Below are 22,463 nucleotides of genomic sequence, written 5' to 3' on the forward strand. Positions count from 1 at the left end.
GTCCAGAAGTTCCTTCTCAATAGCCATGCGATGATTCTCTCCTTTCCATCATCATGGCCTCGCGCACAGAATTCCCGACAGTCCCGATCAGATTTGAAGCTCCGCGACCGTGTGGCGCCGACCGCAGCCAATGAAAGAGCGTCTGACCGATCGTCGCGTTCATCTCCAGAAGCCCGCCTAGCATGTTGTGACCCAATGCAGCAGTCCTGGATGGCTGCATCAAATAGGTCCAAGATGCCCCGGGTGCGCTTCCACCGCATCACCGGGACCTTCGCTGCAGCTAAATGCAGAAAATCCAGGCGCGCGCTGAAGCATCGTGAAAAATTCATGGATTATGTCAGCTGATAAAATGACCCGATCCAATTTCAGTCGATCAATCAGCGCCCTTCGTCGGGGCTGTCGGTCCGCATCGCGCCTGGCGACGGCGCTATGCTGGTGCTCCTACGGCCGCCCTGTTGAACCGCTTTCTCCAGCACCGAACTGAATTGGTCCCGCTGGCGGACATTTCGATGCTTCCGCCTTGCGGGCCTTCTTTGTTGCGGCCGGCTCTGCGGCACGGCTGCGCCGACGTGAACGTGCTTGGTGGCACGTTTTGTGAGGGAGGGAAAGAGGCGCGCGGCCCTCTCCCTGCAAGTCGCCGCTGGCGGATTCCTCCGTCTGCCTGCTTCGCTCCGTGCAGACCGGGGAGACCCCTCCGCCCGCCCCTCCGCCCCCTTGCTCGCGCTGCTCGCCACGATGCAGGGGGACAGGCGACCTGAACCCGTGCCCAAGCCGATCTGATGGCAGAGGCGGTGGGGCTGGACATGGGCCCGTGGTGGACGTACGTGCCACACAAATCCTCATGCTCGCCTAACCGGCCGCAACGTGTGGCAATCCGGGCAGTCCCGACTAAAGATGGAGTAGGTCTCGGCCATTCCCGTGTCCGAACCCAGAAAAGTTACTGGTTTCTTTACGGGCGCGATACAAAGGGCACGGGCTGGACTTGGCTGCCGGGGGCGGGGCTTGTCGACCGCTCGATCGAAAGTGAGAGACGAGGAGGAGAATCACCGACCTGCAGAGCGGCAAGGCGCTCGCCTACCTCCCTGTCAGTCACCGTTAGCCGATGGTTTAGACGAAGATAGTCCGTCCATGTCGGCGTGCGGAATGTCTCGGTCCAAAGAGTCGAGTTCTGAAGATCGCGCTGGAGGGTCCAGTCCCGCGCACCGGCACGGCTCTGAACGCGCCGCCTTTCGCGCATGCAGCTCAGAAATTCCTCGATATTCTCCTCGGGTATCGAGTACTCCACCTTGATCACGATCGGGCCGCTCCTGGGCTTCAAATCGAGGGCCAGTTCTGGTGGCCTGAAGTCGAAGGCCCCTTGATCCGATTCCTCCCATAGCCGTACCGGCAATAGCTTTCCCACGGCTGCAACCAGCAACAGCGCCGCTGCAGCACCTTCCAAAGCCCACGTCAGGGAATAGTACTGCGCGACAGCACCCCAGATCCAGCTGCCCGCTGCCATGCCGCCGTAGGTCAGGGCGTAATAGATCGACAGGGTGCGACCAACGACCCACCTTGGGCTTGCCAACTGCACACACACGTCGGTTCCGGTCCAGGTGACAACCCAGCCTGCGCCAGCGATTGCAAGCGCGATCGCTGCTACAGCCACCGATGATGTGAGAGCCAGTAAAAGGCAACACGTTGCGCAAGCAACGGATGCGAGCGTGATCAATCGATTTTGGGACGTGATGCGTCGCAAGTAGCTATTGCCAATGCCCGCGATGAAGGCGCCTGTGCCGAAGCCGGCTAACAGGACGCCGTAAACAATTGGCCCCCCCGCCAGTTGGTCGCGAACCACGAGGGGGAGCAGAGCAAGGATCGAGATGCTTGACAGCCCGAACAGGGTTGCGCGCACGATCGCCACTCTGATCTCCGAGGAGATTGCCGTGAAGCGCATGCCATCATGAATGGCCGTCGTCATCCGCTCGCGCGGAAGAGGCGAAGAGCGAACTTGCCACTTGGAGCGCAGCACAGCGCTCAACGGGACCAGGTCGGTCAGCGCAGCGAAGGCGAAAGCCGTAAGGGGGCCCAGCAAAGCCACAATTACACCGCCCAGCGCCGGTCCTATGCTCCGAACCACGTTGTACCCCACCGACATCAGCGTCACTGCAGCGGGTATGTCGCGCTTTTCCAGGATGTCGCCGACCGAGGCGTGCCAGGCTGGATCATTCAAGGCAAAGCCGCATCCCGCCAAGAAACTCAGTCCCAAGATCAGCCATGGACTGACAAAGCCGAGTCCAACAGAGAGAGCCAGCGCCGTGGATGCCAGTGCGATCAGGCAATGTCCGGCAAGCATCACGCCGCGGCGGCTGAAGCTGTCTGCAATCGCTCCAGCAAGGATCGACAAGAAGAAGGCGGGCAGTGTCGATGCAGCCTGCACGAGCGCAACCATCAGATCGGAGGCTGAAATCGTTGCCATAAGCCAGCTTATAGCCACGCTCTGCACCAGCCAGCCAAGGCTGGATATCTGCGTGGCTGTCCAGATCGAACGAAAGACCGGATTCTGAAGAGGGATCAGTGTGTTTGCCGCAAAGGGCGGGGAATCTTGACGCCGCATGACTTCTCACCTCCACCACGTAGTTCTTTCACTCACTCACTCACTCGCTGACAGCGGTGCGCTTACGCACAGCTGCGTCACAACCAAGTTCCGATATCGCGCTCGCAACAAAGTAGATGTCGCATCCACGGTGCCGATGCGCGATGAGTGTGCCAGTTGGGCGTCAGCTGGTCTGGGTCGCGCAGCCCGATGGGGTGCGGTCTGCCCTGCGACTCTTGGCCTTGGACGGTGCTACCGCCCCGATGGCCGGGTTGTCAAACTGCCACGGTGCTAGCAGCGCCCATCCCATCCTGACAGGCATGAGCATACGACGCAGTGCATCGCTGGTATCGGAGGCGGGTGCAAGATCAAGGGTGGCATCGTCTTGACAAGTACGAGCTGGTGGGCGCCTTTGCCCGACCTACACATCGGCGATTCATGGGGCCGCCGTTCAACTCGTTGGTCTATGCGCAAAAAAACATAATACGCTTGTAAAAGACGTTTCGTGTCGGCGCAGGCGCCGAGGAGGGCGCGGAAGCCTTGACCATCGTCATCCCGCCACCGAACGTCACCGGCTCGCTGCACATGGCCATGCGCTCAACAACACGCTGCAGGACATTCTGGTGCGCTTCGAGCGCATGCGCGGCAAGAACGTGCTGTGGCAGCCCGGCATGGATCACGCCGGCATCGCCACGCAGATGGTGGTCGAGCGCCAGCTGATGGAAAAGCAGATCCACCGCCGCGACCTGACGCGCGATGAGTTCATCGACAAGGTCTGGGAGTGGAAGGCCGAGTCCGGCGGCGCCATCCTCAACCAGCTGAAGCGGCTCGGAGCCTCGGCCGACTGGAGCCGGGAGCGCTTCACTATGGACGAAGGCCTGTCCAAGGCCGTGCTCGAAGTGTTCGTGACGCTCTACAAGGAAGGGCTGATCTACAAGGACAAGCGCCTGGTGAACTGGGACCCGAAGCTGTTGACCGCCATCTCGGATCTCGAGGTCGAGCAGCAGGAAGTCAACGGCAATCTGTGGCACTTCCGCTATCCGGTCGCGGGCGTGACCTTCGATCCGGAGAATCCGAAGACCTTCATCACCGTTGCGACGACCCGCCCGGAGACGATGCTGGGCGATACGGCTGTAGCAGTCCACCCCGACGACGAACGTTTCCGGCATCTTGTCGGCAAGAACCTCATCCTGCCGATCGTCGGCCGCAAGATCCCGGTGGTGGCGGACGAGTATTCCGATCCCGAAAAAGGCAGCGGTGCGGTCAAGATCACGCCGGCGCATGACTTCAACGATTTCGAGGTCGGCAAGCGCCACCGGCTGCCGGCGGTCAACATCCTCACCGTCAATGCGGCGGTGAGCCTCAAGGACAATGACGACTTTCTCGCCGGGACGACATGGTGCGTAGTCGCCATGCTGCCCCTGGCCAGATCGTAGATGACCTCGGCTTGTTCGCCATGGCGAGCCGAAGCACGTTGACGGCCGTGCCGGGTGATGCGCCGTCCCAGACTATCATCCCAAAATCGGCGCGCGCCATCTCCCGGTCTTTGCCGGCGTTCATTGCGGGGTTCCTTGGCCGCATGGAAGACCCCGACATGTTTGTAGCCGTAGCCCGCCAGCAGGCCCTGCGCCTCGGCATCGGCTCCAGACGCGTCGCCAATCAGCACGCCGTGCACGGCAACAACGATTGGGCGGATCCGAGCGATGGCAGGTTCCGGCAGCTCAAATATCTCGCGTGAACCCCCTATGAATATCATCGACATCATGACTTTCCCTTCTCTCCAGGGCTCCCTCGCTCTGACCGCCGTCTCCCTCTGGCCCTGCGTGAGGGGTCACCCGAACGCCGAGACGGCGAAGCCGGCTCGGGGAGCGGCGGGACGCCGCAACTAGAGCCCGGTCGGCGGCAGGCCGACGCGCAGACCTGCCGCTCCGGAGGCGCTACGCGCGCGGAGCTAGTGGCCTTTGTCGGCCAGCCAGAGGCTCACGTCCTGGATCGAGCGCATGAGCACCGACGGATTGTCCCGCGCGGGAATGAAGCCCCAGCTCTGCCAGTAGCGCTCTGCCTCGGCGTCGATCGCCCGCACCACCACCGCGCGGCCGCCGACGATGTCGGCGCCGGCGACGCAGCGATACAGCGCGTCCTTGACCAAGCCGCTACCGACGCCTTGTCCGGCATAGCGGTGGTCGACGGCGAGTTGTCCGATCAGCAGGCAGGGGATCGGATCGGGCGGGCGTCCGGTGCGGATGGCGCGCGGTGCGCTATTTGGCTGGATCACGCCCGGCGCGAGGCCGTAATACCCGACGACTGTTCCCTCGTCGTGAACGACCAGGACGCGGGTAAACCCGCGGGCCTGGTTCGTTCGCGCGAAGCCGGCCAGCCAAGCATTGAGCGCCGGCTTGCCGCAATCGAAGCTGTCGAGGCGGTGTGCGTGGTCGAGGAGTTCGATGCCTGAAAGCGCCACCTAGCGGTCCCAGGGCGGGGACCGACGCAGCCGCTCGGCCGCCTTCGCCGGGGGCGCAGCGGCCGGGGCTGAGATCGCCTGCATGAAGGCGTCATAGGCTTCCGGGGACACGCGGATGACGGTTTCGTTGAGGATGGCCGCCTGCGCCTCGTGCAGCGCGGCGCGCCGCATGAACTCCGTGCGCGACAGGCCGAGCAGCTCCGCGCCGCGGTCGATGATGGTGAGATCATCGTCGCGAAACCGCATCGAAACGGGTGCTTCCTTCCTGGTGGGTGTGGTGGCCATGGCGCGCTCCTGTGCTGCGGACGTATATACGTTAGTGTAACGCGGAACGCAATACTACGTTCCCTGGCGACGTCTCGTGGCGGATGGTCTCAGGATTTCTCGCCGCATCGGTTCTTCTCGGCTTCTCGCCCCAGTCGCCATTGCCGCAACCCAGAGCAAGGTGGCTTTGGTCAGCTCCGGCGGATCAATTACGGCTTAGGAAGCGCATTTGTTTTTGGCGGCCGGATGAGCGGGTCCAGAAGCGAAGTCGCTGCCATGACTGTCGCCGGACGAGCCCCGGCTATCCCGAACCTGATAAACGTCTGACGCGATGGCGACTTTCGGGCCGTCACGCCACAAAGGAGGAACGGCTATGAAGGCTGGGCGGCGGCACTTTCATTCTCAGGCGCCGCTCTATGCCACCTGTCGGCCAATGTGACATCGCCACTGCGGTCCGGGCAATCGCGGTTGTGGTGACCGCGAGCCACTAAGCTTGTGCCGTACCCTTACAATGATTCATCAAGGCGTTTACCTCGGCAATCACGAGATCCGGCGTGATGTCGAACTTGCATCGGACTTTGACCGGACAATGCCGCACTTGGTCCAGACCACATCCGCGACATTCAATAACACTCATAAGCATGCTGACCAAGGGACCTCGAAACCCCCAAATCTCCGGTAGATGTGACGCCGTGAAAATGCCGATAGTAGGGCGGCCAAGCTGGGCAGCGACATGGCCGGTGCCTGAATTGTTCGAAACGACGAGCGCGGCCGAATTCACGAGACAATTGAATTCCAATTCTGACAAGTCGACAGCCGTCCGAATGTTCGCGGCTCCACGTTCCCTAGCTATCTTCGCAACCTCCTCAAGCGCTTCCAGGCATTCGCCACGGCCAACGAGGACCACCTCACCACGGGTCGAAAGAGCAGCGACAACTTTGCCAAAACTTTCAATCGGCCAATCTCGCAGGCTGGAATTGGAGAACGGAGCCACGACAATCGGGGCATTGCCTGTAGTCGAATTCTGTGGGTGACCCGCTCCGCTTTCGAAATAGGCAGCTGCCTTTGCGACCAGAAAGAGGAGGATTTCTGACACATGCTGGAGACGCACCTGCTTACGGTCAATGAACCAATCAAGCCATCTACGGGGGATTTTGTTAGCAAGCCCTATTTTTTGGACCAGCTTGTAGAAAATGGTTCTGCGCAGTTTCAGATTGAATGGCGCTATCGCAATATCGATCTGATGCATGCTGTACGGATCAACTATCGCCGCACGGTGCCTGGCGGGAACTTCAAGCAAGATCGGCCTCGTTTCTTCCGGAACACGCATATCAATGGCAAGATCAAACTCGCCGGTCAGCAGCGGCCTTATGTCGGCGGCTTCTTTGCGCGTTTTGACTTTTGGGTTGCGAGGAAAAAAGTCAAAAGCAACGTGATCGTCGGCGAGGTCGAACTGTTTTGCAGTAGCGATGTTCCAGCTTCCCACCACCAGCGTAATGTGGGCATGCGCAAAACGCTGACGAAGGTCCTTTAGAGGCCCTAGAGACATCCAAAAGTCGCCGACATGATCAAGCTTGAGGACCAAAATTCTCATCCTTGCGCTTGACTGTTCCGGCTCTTCCCAGCTGCGGTATATAATTTGATTGCCGTCGTGCTTTGTAAAATATGCCATTGCCATTCCGAAGATTATACGGTCAACACTGATAGCCCAGTGACGCGTGTGTAGGTTGGAGTGCTCCCCACTTTGTCCGCGTCTCCGCAAGAATTCTGCCATCAGATCCAAGCCGCGCTCCAGCAGGAGCTGTTGGACGAAGTCTGCATCTCTAGCGATGGTAGCGCGCCAAGAAAGCCAGCTATGTCCCGACCCGCAATGTGAAGGGCTTCGTCACGGTCTCGCATGCAGTGAGTTCGGCAACGCCGAGTAGACGGTGATCGCCATGCCGCCGTCCCCAGATCTCGGAGCATAACGGCAGTGGGCTCGCTCTTTGGTCGATGCTGATCCTGAATGCGACCGTCGCCGCCGGCGACGACACCGCCGGCCGCATTGACCGTCTCGGGCACGCCCTGTCGCTGTGGTCCCGCATCATGGTGGTTACAAAGGACCCGCCGCAGGCGCTTTTTTCTGCGCGTCCGGGTCGTCCAACATGAAGTGGACGAATCAACCCTGTGATGAAGTCGACTGCCTGCCAGCGGTGAGGTGGCAGGCGGCATCGATGAACACCATTATTCGCCGAGCTTGGATAGCGGCACCTCTATCACGCTGAGAGCCTGTTATGCTGGTCCAGCGTTTGATCGCAGTCTTGATCCATGCGAGCAGCTTGTGAGGGATGCAATCGAACGAGGCGCTGCTCCCACAGCCGTCGCAGGCCCTCCATCAGAGCTTCACGCTTAGCCTGATCCGGCGCAATTGGCTTGAGGAGATCTCCCAACACGGCTTCGCCCTCAATCCGCATCAGCAGATTAAACAAGTCGTGTGAAATTCGCACGCTGTCACTGCTCGAGTGGTTCGTATTGATCTCGCAGACAGTCTCCTGACGATCTTGCGCTGTGTACGCACGGTCTTGATGGAGGGACACATAGGGCGGCAATGAAACCGCAAGCGCAGTCCAATCCTGCAGCGTTGCAGCCCGCTTTTTTACCAGGAAGGGCCCGACCACAAGTCCATCCAGCTCTGTCGTCAGAAATGTGGCAATCGCGTCCGCAACCGAATCCACGATCGGTTCGGCATTGTTGTTGAAGGAGGTATTGAGCAGAATTGGAGTGCCTGTGCGCTTCTTGAACGCATTGATGACTTCCCAGTAAGCGGGATTGGCGTTGCGCGATACTGTTTGCAGGCGAGCGGTACCGTCGACGTGCGTAATGGCACCGAGCAAGGCGCGCTTTGAGTCACGCACGCGAACGACGAAATTCATGAATGGAAATTCGCGCTTGCCGTCCGGGAGGTCGAAAAATTCGCTCGCATCCTCCTCCAGCACAGATGGCGCGAAGGGCCGATAGCCTTCGCGCTTCTTGACCATCGCATTGATTCGGTCCTTGTTTGCGGCGGGCCGAGGGTCGGCAAGAATGCTGCGGTTGCCCAGCGCACGTGGCCCAAACTCCGAACGACCCTGCACCCAGCCGATCACGGCGCCGTTGGCGATCCAGTCGGCTGCACTGCTTGCCACGTCATCAGAGCGTTCAACCTCGAGATGTCCGGCCCATGCATTCAGTTCCTGTTGCACGGCGCGGTCGCTCCCGAGATCAGGACCCCAATAGACCTCCTGCAGTCGCTCACACGGCGCGGGGCGGCCCATCTCGTTAGAGACTATCAGCGCAGCTCCCAATGCGCAGCCAGCGTCGTGAGACGCGGGTTGCACGAAGATGTCTTCGAAAAGCCCTGAATACAGCAGCTTACCGTTCATCGTGCAGTTGTGGGCTACCCCCCCCGCCAGGCACAACCGCTTCATGCCAGTGGCCTCACGGTGATGCCGGAGAATGTGGAACACGATCCGCTCAAGCGCTTCCTGCAGTGACGCACTCACATCTCGATGCTGCTGAGTGAAGGGCATTCCCTTTCGCCTGACCTCGATGTTGCGGAGCAACGCCGGACCGATGCGGTCAAGGTGAACACGGTAGCCACCTCCGTTGGCGGAGAGCTCGTAGAACTGCTCGAAGAGCTCGCGATAGGGAGCGGGGTCGCCGTAGGGCGCGAGTCCCATTACCTTATACTCGTCGAACAAGCCGTAGCCGAGATAGCGGATCGTCTCGAGATAAAACAGCCCAAGAGAATTGTTCTCGGGGAAAGCCTCGACTTCCGTAATTTCTGTGCCAGACCCTACCGCCAAGAGGCCCGATAGGAAATCACCACAGCCATCAATCGCTAGAATGAGACTTTGTTCGAAGCCCGACATTGCAAAGGCGCTCACGGCGTGCGCCTGATGATGACTTACGAATGAAATACGCGAACTGTCCAACTTAGTGCCGAACTCACGCGTTAACAGATCCTGCACCAACGATTTAGCACTCAACGGAATGGAGAGAATGTCCGGGTGGGATGCGGAAATACCTTCAAGCATGGCATTGGCATAGGGCTCGCTTGCGTAGACCGCGACACGATCAATGTCGCTGAACTGAACCCCCGCCGCTGACAGACAGTATTGAATCGAACGAATTGGGAGCTTGTTGGAGTGTTTGATCCGATTGAGGCGTTCCTCTTCGACGGCGGCTATCACCTGTCCGTCTCGGACGAGCACCGCGGCGCCATCGTGCATAAAGGCGTTCGGAAGCTCGAATCGGTTTTCATGGACTTGGTCAAGTCCGCCGCTAATTCCTAGACACAGCATTTCTTTCTCCACATAGTGACGGGCAAGCCAAATTGGCCTGCCTCAGACCGTTTCCAACTAAATAGGCCGCGTTGTCGCTTGCAGCTGCAACCGCCTGTCAGGCATCACCGGCATCAAAGAACGCCTCATAAGGGGCCGCCTGAATCAACATGAGATGCTTCGATCGTGGCGCCTGCCGTTCCATGACGCCGAGAGCTTGGCTGGATAATCGAATCTTGAGCGGCTGCTGACTTGCATGCCGGCGATGCCGTTTTCATCTGCAGCACGAACTTGTGACGCGGGCTGCCTATATCCTTGCGAAGGGGCGGCTGTTGACGAATAATGCCGCGCCGTGAACTGGCCCGATTTCATTCCCCAAAAGACCGTCGCACAGGCGAGTGACATGTGCTGCACTGTCCGCCTGCTTCCCGGTCGCACATCCGATAACGCCTTCGCTTGTGCAGGAGGCCGCATCGCGTCATTCGTCGGCCAAACATGGCACCGACTGGAAGCCCGGCAATACCGCGTAGATGTAAAGTGCGCTGATGTTGTATGGTAGCGCTGCCGGCCGGGTCTCCAATCCGCTGCCCAAACGAGCGGACTGCCTGCGGCAAAAAGCCCGCCACAAGCAGAATCGCGCTGGGCAGCTGGCTCGCCTGCAAGACTTCGCAGCTCAGGAACATTGGGGACGACTAGCGTCGAACCGCCGACATGATCGGCCAGTTGCAACTCACTTCTCGGCACGACCTCCACTGCACGTCAGGGCGCATGGAAGATTTTCTCCTTTGGATGGGTGACCGGTGCGGACGTGCTTTTGTCCATGCAAGATTTCCGAAGAGTTATGAAATCGTTTGTTTCGATCAAAGTCATCCACGCTATGAATAGCTGCCGGACATGCGCTTCAAAGGGGCTTCAGGCTTCCCGGATGGCTACTCCGATTCGAAGCGCGTGGCATTCCATGCGCTCTATGACAACATTTTTCAGCAAAGGGTATGAGAGCAAACCCACACTTCTTTTTCAGAAGTCGCTTCGAAGCAGCCGAGGCCTTGATGGGCTTCTTCACCAAGTTCGGCGATGGTGCCGCAGACATTCTTCCTCTTTCCGGGCTGAACAAGCGCAGAGTTCGCGCCTTGGCAGTGTATCTGGGCGCTCCGTCTGATCTTGTTGAAAAGATTCCGACCGCCGACCTGGAGAACCTCGTCCCGGTCTCACATACGATGAGATTGACGACTTCCTCGAAGGCCAAGAGATCAACGAAGCGGCGCACAGGCGCATACTTCATGCGCATTCCAGCACAGCCCATAAGCGAGCGCTTCCCGTCACAACGATTGCCATGACGGGTTCGATATTAGGCATCGGCAATAGCGTCTCAACATACACGATTGATGGGCTTGCCGCAGTTAGGCAGCTAGCGGCCTGAATTACCGCTGGAGCGAGGCGCTGCTCTTTCAGCCCGCATGCGGTCATGAGGTTGACAGTGTCGGCACGTATCGCCGAGGCCGGCACGCGAACTCATTCTCCCTGAATGCCTGCTCTATCGATCTTCCGCAGCGTACCCACTTGACCGGTCGCTTCGACATTCCAGGCACCTGGATTGTAGCCGATCCTTGCCGCTCTCCTTCGGCCGGTCGCAATGCTAGACGTGCGGCCGTTACGCGATGCAGAGCTTGTTGTCAGATGCGTGATGCGAAATGTGAGATGCAGCTCCAGTTTTGGCGATGGCAGGCTCGCCGCATTGTTGATAATATCCGCACAAAACAGGCGCGCAAATGACATCGGATTCAGAGAAGGCTGAGGCGGTCGAGCAGTTGCTTGATACACCTGACCTTGCAACCGCACTGGAAAGCGAACAGTTCAAGAAATTCCTCGACCAGGTGCCGATCGCCATAGCCGTTTCGGACCTTGCCGGTGAAGAGCGCGTGGTCTACGCCAATCCGGAATTCGAGAAACTGTCAGGCCTGACAGCCGCCAGGCTCACCCAAGAAAACTGGGTGGCCCTTTTAGGCACGGGCCTCCATCAGCAAAAGGACAGGCCGCTAGCCGAGGCCGTGGTCGAGGAAACCGATTTAGTCGGCACCTACAGGCTGGAACGCAACGATGATAAGCCGACGATCGTCGACGTTTATTCCAACGTGATCGAGGACGACAACGGCAAAATGTGCTTCCGGCTGGTGGCGCTGGTCGACGTATCGGCCCATGGCGAGGCGGGAGATGAGCGCTCGGTGGAGGACCGTGTCAGCGAGAAAGACACGCTGCTACGCGAACTGCAGCACCGGGTAAAGAACAACCTGCAGATGATCACCGCACTGATCCGGCTGGAAAGCCGCAACGCGCCCGAGGCCGACCGGAGACGGTTTGAGCGGCTCGCCGGTCGCGTCGACGCTCTGGCGATCCTCTACCAGACGCTAACGGCCGACGAGCCGAAGGAGGAGGTCGATCTTGGCGTCTATCTCAGCCAGATCGCGTCCGCGGTGATGAGTTCGCATGCAGTCGAGGGGATCCGCCTGGATATGAAGGTGGATACATATCCCGTGTCAATAAACGTCGCAATGCCGGCGGGACTGGTCGTGAACGAATTGCTGACCAATTCACTAAAGCATGCGTTCCGGGAACGCGACGGCGGCACGATAACGCTGCACAGCATCGTCAATGGCGACGGCTGCCGGGTTATAGCGGCGGACGACGGAATCGGCCTGCCGGAAGGCGAGGTGTGGCCCAAACCAGGCAAGCTCGGAGCGCTGATCGCGCGATCGCTGACCGAGAACGCCAAGGCGCAGCTAGCCGTCGAGTCCAGCGCCAACAAAGGGACGAAGGTGACCATCGTTTTCAAGCGGTCGGCGGCAGCAAGCTGAACGGTTGCTGTCGACTAGCAGGCTGGCGGCTGGCTTCATGTCGCGGCTTTGAGCAGGTGGCTGCAAATAGGCTAGGTCGCCCTTCACGGCCTGCTTCACATGGTCGAGGTCTTCCATTATGCTCCAGGCTTGCTGCTTCTGACTTCGGCGGCCAGTCCATCCCCACCTAGCGGAAGGCACTCCCGCCTGATTGCGTTGCGGCTTGAGTCTTGACGGCGGGGGCACCTGACGCCTTCGCGCTCATCACGCGCGGGCCGGCAATTCAGCAGCGAGTCATCGCTTGACCAATCTTGCCGAGGACGAAGGTCTAACCTACAAATAAAATTGGTCCGACTGTTCGTGGCCGGAGGTAGCCGCGAATTTGCGCTATCGGGACAGGAGAGCAGTGCTGTAGGCAAACCGCGATGCGTGCATTCGTTCGATTGGTTCTACGATTATCCTGACGCCTGGGGTGACCAGTTGCACCAGTATTTCCTACTACGCGCAATCTTTGCAGGGTCATGTGCAGATCATCGCGGCCCGCCAAGACATCGGAAAACTGATCGACGATCCTTCAACCCCTGAGATATTGCGCGCCCGAATGGCATCGGCGGCCGCCATATAATAGTTTGCGGCAAAGACGGCCGCGATCGAACGGCTGAGGACGCGCTCGCCAACAGATTGCGCGACAGACGATGGGGTGGATACCGCGGATACGACGCCTGGTTCGATGCTCCGATCAACAACGCGAAGCTCGCCGCGACTTCCGTCTACAGCGATTCGGTTCAAAGGCTTGGCGCGTTGGACAAAGCTCGCCGCGCCGAAGCGCGATGCATAGAAGCCGGGATAGTCGCCCGAACACAAGTCGAACAAGCGGAGTGGTCGACCGTTTCGTCCTCCCCGGGGACGAGCCGGTTGCTCTGGCCTGGGGCGACCTGATGGGTCTTGCGGAGCACCGTCTCCAGCATGGCGATCAGGTCTTCGGGAAGTATGGCCTCATTCTGCACAGACGGTTTTGCGTGGCTGTTACGGATGCCGGCGGGCACGGTGGCGATATGGCGGTCCTTTCGATCGAGCGGCTCGCCACGCTGCGTATAATTCCACGCCAGGGAGGAGAGACGGCGCTCGATCGTCGCCACAGAGTTTGGTTTCTTGTCTCCTGTAACCTTTCTGGATGCACAGGCCGTGATGTAGAGGCCGACGGTCTGCGGATCAGGCGGCAACACCTCGAGGTGCTGCCGGCGCGCCCAGGCGCAAAAAATCCGCTCTCGACCGAGCGGCGTCAGACCGGTATTCTTATGGATGTTCATCCGGTCCCCCTGGAGTCACTGAAGCTTCGACAATCTCAGCTTTCCCGGTTCGGACCGGATGGACAACCTACTGAAAGCTCACAACTAGCTACCAATGCGATCAGCTTTCGGGCTATCGGGCGCATCCAGGGAGGATGGGTATGTTCTTGGCTAACGGGCTCAAGCTGCGGGACCGCGGGTGCACGCTGGCACTGATGTTGGCGATCATATGTGTATGTGCGCCTGCACTGGCGGCAAACGCGTCGGATCAGGCGTGCCGGTCCATCGCCAAGCTCAAAATTCCAAGCGTGATCTTTACCGAGGCTAGCCTTCAAAAGCCGCAGGAGATCCCCGCAGATCCCTTCACTGCATTCACCGGCGCCTCGCCTCAGGCGGTAAAAGTGGGCGGGCACTGCCTTGTCCGAGGTGTTATCGGGAAACGCCAGGGGGTCGATGGTCAATCATATGGCACCCGGTTTGAGGTGCGTCTTCCGACGACCTGGAACGACATGTTCCTTTTCCAGGGCGGCGGCGCAGTTGATGGCTTCCTGGCGCCGGCCGTCGGGACCATTCCTTGCCGGAACTCGACCGCGGCTCCCGGGCTCTTGCGCGGCTACGCTGTTGTAAGCATGGATGGCGGGCACCCAAGCCCCGATCCGGCTTTCGGGGTCGATCAAGCCGCACGCATTGATTTTGCGTACGCCTCCATTGGCAAAGTCACTTCGGTCTCGAAGCAGGTGATTGCCAAGTTCTATGGGGCGGCTCCGAAAAAGTCGGTGTTCATGGGATGCTCGAATGGCGGTCGTGAGGCGTTGATAGCGGCTCAGCGATATCCGCTCGAGTTCGACGGCATTGTTGCAGGTAGCCCGGGTTTTCGTCTCAGTGCCGCCAACATTGCCGAAGCCTGGGATACTCGCCAGTACATGAGCATCGCTCCCAAGGATGAGGCCGGCCATCCCATTCTATCCCGCGCCTTCTCCCAGCAGGATCTGAACATCGTCGCCAAGGCGGTTCTCGCTGCCTGTGATGCCCGCGATGGCATTGAGGATGGCGTCATCAACGCCTGGCAGCAGTGCCGGTTCGACCCAAAGGTCCTGTCCTGCCAAGGCGATAAGACGGACAGCTGCCTCACGGCTGGTCAAGTGCAGGCCATGAGCCGCGCGTTCGCGGGTCCGGAAAGCTCCGATGGCGAAAAGCTTTACAGCGATTGGCCATATGATACGGGCGTTGCGGGCGCGGACTGGAGAATGTGGAAGCTGGGCAATTCCCCCACTTCCCAGTCGGATGCAAATAACATCGTTCTGGGAGCCCGCTCGCTTCAATACTACTTCATGACGCCCCCGGCGCCGAATTTTGACCCCCTGAAGTTCGACTTCGACAAGGATCCGGCACGCGTTGCGGATACGGCCAAGCTCAATGATGCGACCGGCACGTATCTCGCCAGCTTCGCTGCCCACGGTGGAAAGCTGCTCTTGTTTCAGGGACTTTCCGATCCGGTCTTCTCAGCCAACGATCTGGTGCGCTGGTACAAGCAAGTCGTCGAGGTCACAAGCGGCGGCGATTTGGAAGCGACTCGCCGTTTCGTGCGCATGTTCATAATCCCGGGGATGATCCACTGCGGCGATGGCCAAGCCTTCGACGACTTTGATCCTTTGGCCGCCATCGAGGGCTGGATAAACCAAGACAAGGCTCCGGATTCTCTCGCGGCTGGCAGCAAGGCATTCCCCGGCAAGCACCAGCCGATCTGCGCTTATCCCACTCAAGCTGCCTATGGCGGTAAGGGAAATCCCGATGAGATCGCGAGCTATTCGTGTCGGGGATAAGAGACCTCGTCATTTGTTCGCTTCAATCTGCGCGCATTCCCGGAACAGGTCTCCCGGACCAAGGATCGGTTGGAAAAGCTAAACCCGGAATTTGTGGGCCGTGCCATAACGCAGTTGATGATCATGCCTGACTACGAAGCGTCGGCCGCCGATAGTCTGGACACAGCGCTCGCTGTGCTCGATAAGGTAATTGTTATCGCCTGAGATCTGACCGCCTCATCCCAGCGGACAAAACGGGGGCAGGGAGGGGGCTTTTCAGAGCCCGGACGCCTTGGTGAGATTGACGCGGAAACGATCGCGCCGGCGCTGATAATTTCGCGTCATCTCCGCGGAGGCATTTTTTGCACATAGCGTTCGTCGACCTCGGCCGACGCGAGGCGAGGCCGGCGCGCAGTGAGTGGCCGGCGAATTTCTTGGCCCGTTCGCCCTCCGACAGATCGCCGCGCACGCCGGCGGCGAGCGCCGTGCGCTTGACCAGGCGTGCGACCTCCTGGTCGTTCAAGCGATCGGCACCGACGGCTCTGCCTTGACCAGCAACGCGCCGAAACAGCGGTCCGTGCGCAATGCGCGCCAGTCTTAGCCAGGTCTGCAGAGCGACCACAGGGCAGGTGGCGTCGGAGGAGCCGCGGCCGATTTCGACCTCGCGCCAGCCGGTTTTGCCGCGCAATGTGACAAGCAGACCCTTATCGGCAAAAATCTCGACCCAGCCGCGCCCGTCCTCAGTCTGATCCCTGCCGACGTCGAGGCCGACGATTTCGGATCGGCGAAGGCCGCCGGCGAAACCCAAAAGCAGCATGGCGCGGTCGCGCAGACCACGCAGCGTGCCGCGGTCGAGGGTCTCGAACATGCGATCAGATCCTCGGGCAGGATCGCTTCCTTCTGCCGGGGAGGGGAGGCGTGGGTGTTGCGAACGCCAGCTATCACCGTGGCGATATGCCGATCCTTGCGGTCCAGCGGCTGGCCGCGCTGGGCAAAATTCCAGGAGAGCGACGAAAGCCGGCGCTCGATGGTTGAAACGGTGTTGGGCTTTTTGTCGCCAGTGGCCGTACCTGACGCGCAGGCGGCGATATAGAGCCCGACGACCTCAGGATCGGGCGGGAACATCTCGATGCCTTGGCGCCGGCACCAGCTCGAAAAATGCTTCCAGTCGGCTGCGTAGGCGCGGCGCGTGTTGGCCGAACTCGCCGCCTCGATATAATCGCGCGCGCGGCCGGCGAGCGCCTCAAGCTGCGCAGGCAGGCTGGGATTGGCAATGGCTGGAAGGGGAGGGGACGAGGCTAGGTCGGCATCGCCCATCTGCATGACGATATCGATGATGTCGGGCAAAGCCGCGGCGCTTTGTGTGTGAAGCTTGTCCGAAATTCGTAGCATATTTCGGACATCTTGACCGTCACTTCGTCCGAAATCGGACCACAGATTTCGGACAAAGCCCCGGCATCAACCCGCCAATATCTCGATCTGCCGTCGCCGCTGCAAACGTCGTCTGTGAGAGGCGAGCCGCCTCTAAACTGGTCGTATATCCCGATTAATAATAAGAATGTAGTCAACTTCCATATTTTAGAGGGCACGCATGCTGCCACTCAACCGGCCTGATCACCACACAAAGTGAGGAAGAACCTGGTTAGGTGCAAAGCGACAATTGCCTCGACAGCGGGTCCCGGAAGGTTTATGCTGCCCAATCTTACCGCAATCCGAAATGGCGATTGAGTACCTTCACGAGTGAAGGGATTCCCGCGGTCTTAGAGATGAGTTGTCGAATGGCGCGAAGTCGCACAGAATCGCGAAGTCGCACAGAATCGTGTGTTTGATACCGATCGGGATCGCGAGCTATTTCAGGCGCAGAGAGGTCTTGCGCCCGATGCACGAGTTGCTCCCGGTCCAACGGAAGTGAATGGGGTGGAACTGCTTTGTCGACCAAATTGTTGACGGAACGTCCGGCGCCCATTGTTGCTACATGTCTGGATTCTTGGGGCGTTTTGGATGATGCAATCCACCATCTCACTCCAAAGGGCAGTGGAATCTGGAACAATGTCGCTTTTGTACGCAGGACATCCTTCGCGCCCGATTGGCATATTGTCTTTAACTCTGCTTCTATTTTTGGGCTCCCTGTTGATATCGAGGCGAGTCCAAACAGGACAATTTTTGCAATCGGCGAACCGCCGACGAAAGCTCATCGCGCATTTCATGAAGGGCAGGGGAAAAATACCATCGTCCTGACGTCTGACGCAGAGCTGGCTGCTCGGCAGAATGCAGAGCGCCGATTCGTTTTGTCTCCACCTATCACTCGGTCTTGGTCTGTAACAAAGACATATGACCAACTTCTGGTCAGCGAAGTCGTGGACAAGCCGCTTCGGCTCTCATGGATTACCAGTAACATCGCCCTGCTTAAAGGGCATCGATATCGGCTGGCGTTTCTGGAACGGCTGAGAGAGGAGCTCGATTTTGACCTGTTCGGCCGAGGTTTTCGGCTGATTGGAGATAAATGGGACGCACTCGCACCGTACCGTTACAGTATAGCTTTCGAGAATACTCGTGCTGATTACTATTTTACAGAGAAGCTTATGGACTGCTTCGTTGCTGAAACAATGCCGATCTATTACGGCAGCCCGGCAATCACGAGGTTCTTCCCTTCCGACTCAATGGTTCTGATTGACCCAGAGGACAAGAACGTAATCCAAAAAATTCAAGAAATCATCGACTCGGACCTCTGGAAGGAGCGTCGCGGCGCAATACAAGAGGCGAAGCGGTTGGTTCTTGAGAAATACAATACGTTTGCTTATCTCGCGGGCTTCATCGAAAGCGTTCACGATAAACCCTTACCGCCGGAAGTTATACACATCGGTTCGCCTGCGGTCGATTTTGGGACAGACGAATGAAGTACTCCAACGCTCGCTTCGCGTGCCCGGCGGTTGGTGGTCTGGCGAGATCGGTACGGAGCGCTCGGCGGAGAATGCCTACCTGCGCAGACGGGCCGGCACGGGCGCACGAGGTCATGCGCCCCCGGCTGCCGCTGATCAGACGAACTGGGGAAGGCCAGGAACGGAATTGAGGACCTCGTCCACGAGTTCGTCGCCGGCATGTTCCTTGGCGAAGGCGATCGTCTCGTTGGCGATGGCGGCGATCTTTAGAATGCTGAGACCCTCACTCATCAATTGCTGGCCGAGCCCCATGAGGCCGCCTCCGCCCTCTGGGTCGTTGCCATGATACTTCGCCACTAATTCCGAAGCTCCGGGAATGGCCGCGATCATGCGCGCAACGGGACCGTCGGCCGCGTGGCGTTGCAGGAAACCCAGCATTAACCCAACGGCCTTCTCTGCGAGAGCCGGGCCGATGCCGGCACCAGTGGCGATGCGCGATAAGAATTCTTCCATGGCAGGGTTCGTCTCTCTTTAATGAGGTTTACACGGGGCCGGTCCGGCGCCCAAAGCGCCCTTGGCCGAACCACAATTGAACTCCACAAAAATAGGCCGGCGGAAGTGCTATTGCAACTGCGCGTAAAACCGCCTCTGTCAACGCAAGCTGCGTCGGACGTGCGTATTTCGCAAAAACGGGACAGTCGTTCCGCTAAATCGCGGACAGCAGTTTCACTAATTCGCGGACAGCAGGATGGGGTCGGCGCTCGGTTGCCTGGTTGAAGTCATTTGCGATTGATTTCGCCGTTTTCGGCGCCGGTCAAGGGCGGCGGTGTTTTTTGCTTTCTCATGCTGTCGCCTTCGAGGGTGATGCGATGGGCGTTGTGGATGATCCGGTCGAGAATGGCGTCGGCTATTGTCGGCTCCGCGAATGCTTCATGATGCACCTTTCCTTGATCGCCTGGTCCGTTGCAGTCGGCGTTGAAGTTGATCGATCTGGTCGCTGGAAAGGTTTCCGCTTGGCCGCGGGCGTCACCATTTCTTTCCCACAAGATCCTTCAACGCCGCATTGTCGAGCATGGCGTCGGCCAGAAGCCGCTTCAGCCGCGTGTTCTCGTCCTCCAGAGCCTTCAGTCGCCGAGCCTCGCAGACATCCATCCCGCCGAAGCGGGCCTTCCAGTTGTAAATCGAGGCGTCGCTGACCCCGTGCTTGCGGCACAGATCGGCAACCGATACCCCGGCCTCATGTTCCTTCAAAATTCCGATGATCTGCTCTTCAGAGAAGCGGCTACGTTTCATGTCCTGGTCCTCTCGATGGGCTAGAACGAACTTCAAACCGGATTAGATAAGAGGGGCAAGGTCAAGGTCGATGACTCAACTGTTGTGTGGGGAGAGCTCTTACTTCTCATTCGCTCCAAATGCGGACGCGGCGCACGAGCTCGGAAGTTGAGATCCCGTAGCGATCGTGAAGCGTCGGCAGCGCGCCAGCGTCGAGGAACTCGTCGGGCAGGGCGATCTGGCGAAAGACTGGGGTCACTCTCTCGCGCATCAGCAGCGCGGCAACGCCTTCGCCAAGGCCACCAATGATGGTGTGGTTCTCCGCCGCCACCACCAGCCGTCCCGAACGGCGCGCGGCAGCGAGTATCGCCTCCGTATCCAGAGGTTTGATCGTCGGAACGTGCAGAACGGCGCAGCCGATCCTGTCGGCTTCAAGCGCCTTCGCGGCCTCCAGCGCGCGCATGGTCATCAGGCCGCTGGAAATGAACAATACGTCCGCGCCCTCGCGCAGCATTCGCGCCTTGCCGATTTCAAATGTATAGTCGTCTTCGTCGAGCACGACAGGAACCTTACCGCGCGAAAGCCGCATGTAGACCGGCCCGTTGTAGTCCGCGATCGCCTCCGTGGCCTGTTCGATGTCGAGCGCGTCGCAAGGGTCGATGATCGTCAGGTTCGGCATCCCGCGGAAGATCGCGATGTCCTCCGTCGCCTGGTGGCTGGGGCCGTAGCCGGTCGTCAGCCCCGGTAAGGCGCAGACGATCTTCACATTGAGTTTCTCCTCGGCGATCGCCATGCAGATGAAATCGTAGGCACGTCGCGATGCGAAGACGGCGTAGGTGGTGGCGAAGGCCGTAAAACCCTCCCGCGCCAAGCCGGCGGCGGCGCTCATCAGCACCTGCTCCGCCATGCCCATCTGATAGAAGCGGTCCGGATGCTCCTGTGCGAAGACATGGAGATCGGTGTATTTCGCGAGGTCCGCCGTCAGGCCAACTATCCCGGGCCGCTGGTGCGCCAGTCTGGCCAGTGTGTGCCCGAACGGCGCATTGCGTGTCGGTACGCCATCGGGCGCGATCGACGCGATCATCGCCGATGTGGTCTTGCGCTCACCGGCATTGGCGGCGTGGCGCGGCGCGAACTTTGACAACCTCAACGCGGACGTCCCTTTTCCAAAGCTTCGAGCGCTAACGTCCATTCGTGCGGTTCGACGCGGATGAAATGCGTGATGTCGCGGGTTTCCAGGAATGGCACACCCTTGGCCATGCGCGTATCGCAAACGATCACACGCGGACGAGGTTCCTTCAGGCCGCGCGCCATGTCGAAGGCCTTGCGGACCGCCTCGATGTCGTTGCCGTCGACGCGCTGCGCATGCCAGCCGAACGCCTCGAACTTGTCGGTCACCGGTTCGGAGGAGAGCATGGCCGTCGACGGACCATCGGCCTGCTGATTGTTGAAGTCGACAATGGCAATGAGATTGTCGAGCTTGTGGTGGGCGGCCGACATCGCGGCTTCCCAGGTCGAGCCCTCACCGAGCTCGCCGTCGGACAAAAGATTGTAGACGAAACTGTCGCTTCGCTTGCGCGTCAGCCCCATGCACATGCCAACGGCAATGCCAAGGCCGTGACCGAGCGAGCCGCCGGTGATCTCCATGCCGGGCGTGTATGGCGCCATGCCGGACATCGGCATACGGCTTTCATCGCTGCCATAGGTTTCGAGCTCTTCCTCCGGCAGCACGCCCGCTTCGATCAGAGCCGCGTAGAGCGCGATCGCATAGTGTCCGATCGACAGCAGGAAGCGGTCGCGTCCCTCCCACAACGTGTCCTCCGGCCGGTAACGAAGCGCATGGAAATAGGCGACGGCAAGCACGTCGGCGACACCCAGCGCCTGTCCGACATAACCTTGGCCCTGGACTTGACCCATCCGCACGGCGTGTCGGCGGATACGATAGGCTCGTTCGGCCAGGCTAACATTGCTGCCAGCGCGAGGCATCTCAAGCTCCGTTGTCCACTCAGCCATGGATTAGCATCCCACCGTTGACATCGATCACGGCGCCGGTGATGTAGCTGGCCAGATCGGACGCCAGGAAGAGATAGGCGCCGGCTACGTCGCGCGCCTCGCCCAGCCGGCTGAGCGGGATTCCCTTGATGATGTCGGCGCGCATGGCGTTGGTCAGTTTGCCGCCGGTGATGTCGGTCTGGATCAGGCCCGGTGTGATGCAGTTGACGCGGATGCCTTCGGGACCGAATTCGCGCGCCATGGCCTTGGCAAGCCCCAGAACACCCGCCTTGGCAGCCGAATAGTGCGGGCCACCGAAGATGCCGCCGCCGCGCTGGGCCGAAACTGACGACATGCAGATGATCGAGCCGCCGCCATTTTCGCGCATGTTCGGGATGAATGCCTGGCTGAGATGGAGCACGCCGCGTAGGTTGACATCGAGGATGCGGTCCCAGTCAGCCGCGCTGATCTCCAGCGTCTTGACCGGCTGCGTGACGCCCGCATTGTTGCAGAGCACATCGATCCTGCCCAAGGTTTCTGTCACTTGCGCCGCCGCCCTCTTGCAGGCGTCGAGGTCCGCGACGTTGCACGCAAGGCCGATATGGTCGCGTCCAAGCGACGCAGCGGCGTCACGCGCTTGCCCGTCATCGAGGTCGAGTATTGCAACGCGAGCCCCGTGCTGTACCATCAGCGCTGCCGTGGAGCGGCCAATTCCCCGGGGGCCCGCGGCCCCCGAAATCACCACGGCCTTGCCCTTCAGCAACAAGTCGAACTCTCCTGCTATTTCTGTTTGCCGG

General features: G+C 59.7%; 17 protein-coding genes and 6 pseudogenes. 10 read left to right on the plus strand and 13 right to left on the minus strand.

The window, feature by feature from the left end; all coding sequences use genetic code 11:
* A partial coding sequence (locus tag NKH29_RS27925) for a hypothetical protein (protein WP_353001056.1) occupies nucleotides 1-345 on the plus strand: 345 nt, incomplete at its 5' end.
* Between the two features lie 604 nt (nucleotides 346-949).
* On the opposite strand, the gene NKH29_RS27930 is transcribed toward NKH29_RS27925, so the two are convergent.
* Nucleotides 950-2,596 (minus strand): MFS transporter, encoded by a 1,647-nt coding sequence (locus NKH29_RS27930; protein WP_353001057.1) that lies wholly within the window; start codon nucleotides 2,594-2,596, stop codon nucleotides 950-952.
* 480 nt (nucleotides 2,597-3,076) lie between these two features.
* Between NKH29_RS27930 and NKH29_RS27935 the strand changes: the two are divergent.
* Nucleotides 3,077-3,966: pseudogene (locus NKH29_RS27935) on the plus strand (class I tRNA ligase family protein); the annotation flags it as partial.
* Nucleotides 3,967-4,022: 56 nt separating this feature from the next.
* Nucleotides 4,023-4,313, plus strand: coding sequence for a hypothetical protein (locus NKH29_RS27940; RefSeq protein ID WP_353001058.1), 291 nt, complete (start codon nucleotides 4,023-4,025; stop codon nucleotides 4,311-4,313).
* 213 nt (nucleotides 4,314-4,526) lie between these two features.
* Here the strand turns inward: NKH29_RS27940 and NKH29_RS27945 are convergent, their stop codons facing one another.
* The 3 genes from NKH29_RS27945 to NKH29_RS27955 form a co-directional block, all read right to left on the minus strand.
* Nucleotides 4,527-5,036 (minus strand): GNAT family N-acetyltransferase, encoded by a 510-nt coding sequence (locus NKH29_RS27945; RefSeq protein WP_352453588.1) that lies wholly within the window; start codon nucleotides 5,034-5,036, stop codon nucleotides 4,527-4,529.
* Nucleotides 5,037-5,321, minus strand: coding sequence for a type II toxin-antitoxin system TacA family antitoxin (locus NKH29_RS27950; RefSeq protein WP_352453587.1), 285 nt, complete (start codon nucleotides 5,319-5,321; stop codon nucleotides 5,037-5,039). It abuts the gene before it with no gap.
* A gap of 466 nt (nucleotides 5,322-5,787) precedes the next feature.
* Nucleotides 5,788-6,972 carry a glycosyltransferase family 9 protein gene (locus NKH29_RS27955; protein WP_352453586.1) on the minus strand — a complete coding sequence of 395 codons (1,185 nt, stop codon included), beginning with the start codon at nucleotides 6,970-6,972 and terminating at the stop codon, nucleotides 5,788-5,790.
* 320 nt (nucleotides 6,973-7,292) lie between these two features.
* Here NKH29_RS27955 and NKH29_RS27960 point away from each other — a divergent pair, with 320 nt between their 5' ends.
* A complete protein-coding gene (locus NKH29_RS27960; protein WP_353001059.1) occupies nucleotides 7,293-7,448 on the plus strand; it encodes a hypothetical protein in 156 nt (51 codons plus the stop codon).
* Nucleotides 7,449-7,555: 107 nt separating this feature from the next.
* On the opposite strand, the gene NKH29_RS27965 is transcribed toward NKH29_RS27960, so the two are convergent.
* Nucleotides 7,556-9,622 (minus strand): carbamoyltransferase family protein, encoded by a 2,067-nt coding sequence (locus NKH29_RS27965; protein WP_353001060.1) that lies wholly within the window; start codon nucleotides 9,620-9,622, stop codon nucleotides 7,556-7,558.
* Between the two features lie 1,013 nt (nucleotides 9,623-10,635).
* Between NKH29_RS27965 and nadE the strand changes: the two are divergent.
* The 4 genes and pseudogenes from nadE to NKH29_RS27985 form a co-directional block, all read left to right on the plus strand.
* A pseudogene (gene nadE, locus NKH29_RS27970) lies at nucleotides 10,636-10,937 on the plus strand (NAD(+) synthase); the annotation flags it as partial.
* A 433-nt stretch (nucleotides 10,938-11,370) separates the two neighbouring features.
* Entirely contained in the window at nucleotides 11,371-12,453 is a 1,083-nt protein-coding gene (locus NKH29_RS27975) for a sensor histidine kinase (protein ID WP_353001061.1), read from the plus strand.
* 451 nt (nucleotides 12,454-12,904) lie between these two features.
* Nucleotides 12,905-13,057, plus strand: coding sequence for an aminopeptidase (locus NKH29_RS27980; protein ID WP_352453905.1), 153 nt, complete (start codon nucleotides 12,905-12,907; stop codon nucleotides 13,055-13,057).
* A 56-nt stretch (nucleotides 13,058-13,113) separates the two neighbouring features.
* Nucleotides 13,114-13,371, plus strand: a complete 258-nt coding sequence (locus tag NKH29_RS27985; protein WP_352453904.1) for an aminopeptidase — start codon at nucleotides 13,114-13,116, stop codon at nucleotides 13,369-13,371.
* 2 nt (nucleotides 13,372-13,373) lie between these two features.
* On the opposite strand, the pseudogene NKH29_RS27990 reads toward NKH29_RS27985, so the two are convergent.
* A pseudogene (locus tag NKH29_RS27990) lies at nucleotides 13,374-13,691 on the minus strand (integrase); the annotation flags it as partial.
* Between the two features lie 191 nt (nucleotides 13,692-13,882).
* Between NKH29_RS27990 and NKH29_RS27995 the strand changes: the two are divergent.
* Nucleotides 13,883-15,544 carry a tannase/feruloyl esterase family alpha/beta hydrolase gene (locus NKH29_RS27995; protein WP_353001062.1) on the plus strand — a complete coding sequence of 554 codons (1,662 nt, stop codon included), beginning with the start codon at nucleotides 13,883-13,885 and terminating at the stop codon, nucleotides 15,542-15,544.
* A gap of 255 nt (nucleotides 15,545-15,799) precedes the next feature.
* Here the strand turns inward: NKH29_RS27995 and NKH29_RS28000 are convergent.
* Nucleotides 15,800-16,840 (minus strand): annotated as a pseudogene (locus NKH29_RS28000) (site-specific integrase).
* A gap of 611 nt (nucleotides 16,841-17,451) precedes the next feature.
* On the opposite strand from NKH29_RS28000, the gene NKH29_RS28005 reads away from it, so the two are divergent.
* On the plus strand, nucleotides 17,452-18,420 hold the full coding sequence (locus tag NKH29_RS28005) for a glycosyltransferase family 10 domain-containing protein (RefSeq protein WP_352453731.1): 969 nt from the start codon (nucleotides 17,452-17,454) through the stop codon (nucleotides 18,418-18,420).
* 138 nt (nucleotides 18,421-18,558) lie between these two features.
* Here the strand turns inward: NKH29_RS28005 and NKH29_RS28010 are convergent, their stop codons facing one another.
* The 6 genes and pseudogenes from NKH29_RS28010 to NKH29_RS28035 form a co-directional block, all read right to left on the minus strand.
* Complete coding sequence (locus tag NKH29_RS28010; protein ID WP_352453730.1) at nucleotides 18,559-18,915, minus strand: hypothetical protein; 357 nt, start codon at nucleotides 18,913-18,915, stop codon at nucleotides 18,559-18,561.
* A 266-nt stretch (nucleotides 18,916-19,181) separates the two neighbouring features.
* Nucleotides 19,182-19,337: pseudogene (locus NKH29_RS28015) on the minus strand (ATP-binding protein); the annotation flags it as partial.
* A gap of 71 nt (nucleotides 19,338-19,408) precedes the next feature.
* A pseudogene (locus tag NKH29_RS28020) lies at nucleotides 19,409-19,695 on the minus strand (transposase); the annotation flags it as partial.
* A gap of 106 nt (nucleotides 19,696-19,801) precedes the next feature.
* Nucleotides 19,802-20,824, minus strand: coding sequence for a transketolase family protein (locus tag NKH29_RS28025; RefSeq protein ID WP_502911303.1), 1,023 nt, complete (start codon nucleotides 20,822-20,824; stop codon nucleotides 19,802-19,804).
* A complete protein-coding gene (locus tag NKH29_RS28030; RefSeq protein ID WP_352453734.1) occupies nucleotides 20,821-21,660 on the minus strand; it encodes a transketolase in 840 nt (279 codons plus the stop codon). Before NKH29_RS28030 ends, NKH29_RS28025 begins: the two co-directional genes overlap by 4 nt.
* A 19-nt stretch (nucleotides 21,661-21,679) precedes the next feature.
* A complete protein-coding gene (locus NKH29_RS28035) occupies nucleotides 21,680-22,432 on the minus strand; it encodes an SDR family NAD(P)-dependent oxidoreductase (RefSeq protein ID WP_353001063.1) in 753 nt (250 codons plus the stop codon).
* Nucleotides 22,433-22,463: the final 31 nt, after the last annotated feature.

This window comes from Mesorhizobium sp. M1295 (assembly GCF_040318135.1).
Taxonomy (GTDB): Bacteria; Pseudomonadota; Alphaproteobacteria; order Rhizobiales; family Rhizobiaceae; genus Mesorhizobium.

Bases quoted from the DNA above. Each gene is read 5' to 3' on its own strand.
- NKH29_RS27930 (WP_353001057.1), bottom strand. From the start codon at position 2,596: ATGCGGCGTCAAGATTCCCCGCCCTTTGCGGCAAACACACTGATCCCT.
- NKH29_RS27950 (WP_352453587.1), bottom strand. From the start codon at position 5,321: ATGGCCACCACACCCACCAGGAAGGAAGCACCCGTTTCGATGCGGTTT.
- NKH29_RS27955 (WP_352453586.1), bottom strand. From the start codon at position 6,972: ATGGCATATTTTACAAAGCACGACGGCAATCAAATTATATACCGCAGC.
- NKH29_RS27960 (WP_353001059.1), top strand. From the start codon at position 7,293: ATGCTGATCCTGAATGCGACCGTCGCCGCCGGCGACGACACCGCCGGC.
- NKH29_RS27965 (WP_353001060.1), bottom strand. From the start codon at position 9,622: ATGCTGTGTCTAGGAATTAGCGGCGGACTTGACCAAGTCCATGAAAAC.
- NKH29_RS27975 (WP_353001061.1), top strand. From the start codon at position 11,371: ATGACATCGGATTCAGAGAAGGCTGAGGCGGTCGAGCAGTTGCTTGAT.
- NKH29_RS27995 (WP_353001062.1), top strand. From the start codon at position 13,883: ATGTTCTTGGCTAACGGGCTCAAGCTGCGGGACCGCGGGTGCACGCTG.
- NKH29_RS28010 (WP_352453730.1), bottom strand. From the start codon at position 18,915: ATGGAAGAATTCTTATCGCGCATCGCCACTGGTGCCGGCATCGGCCCG.
- NKH29_RS28030 (WP_352453734.1), bottom strand. From the start codon at position 21,660: ATGCCTCGCGCTGGCAGCAATGTTAGCCTGGCCGAACGAGCCTATCGT.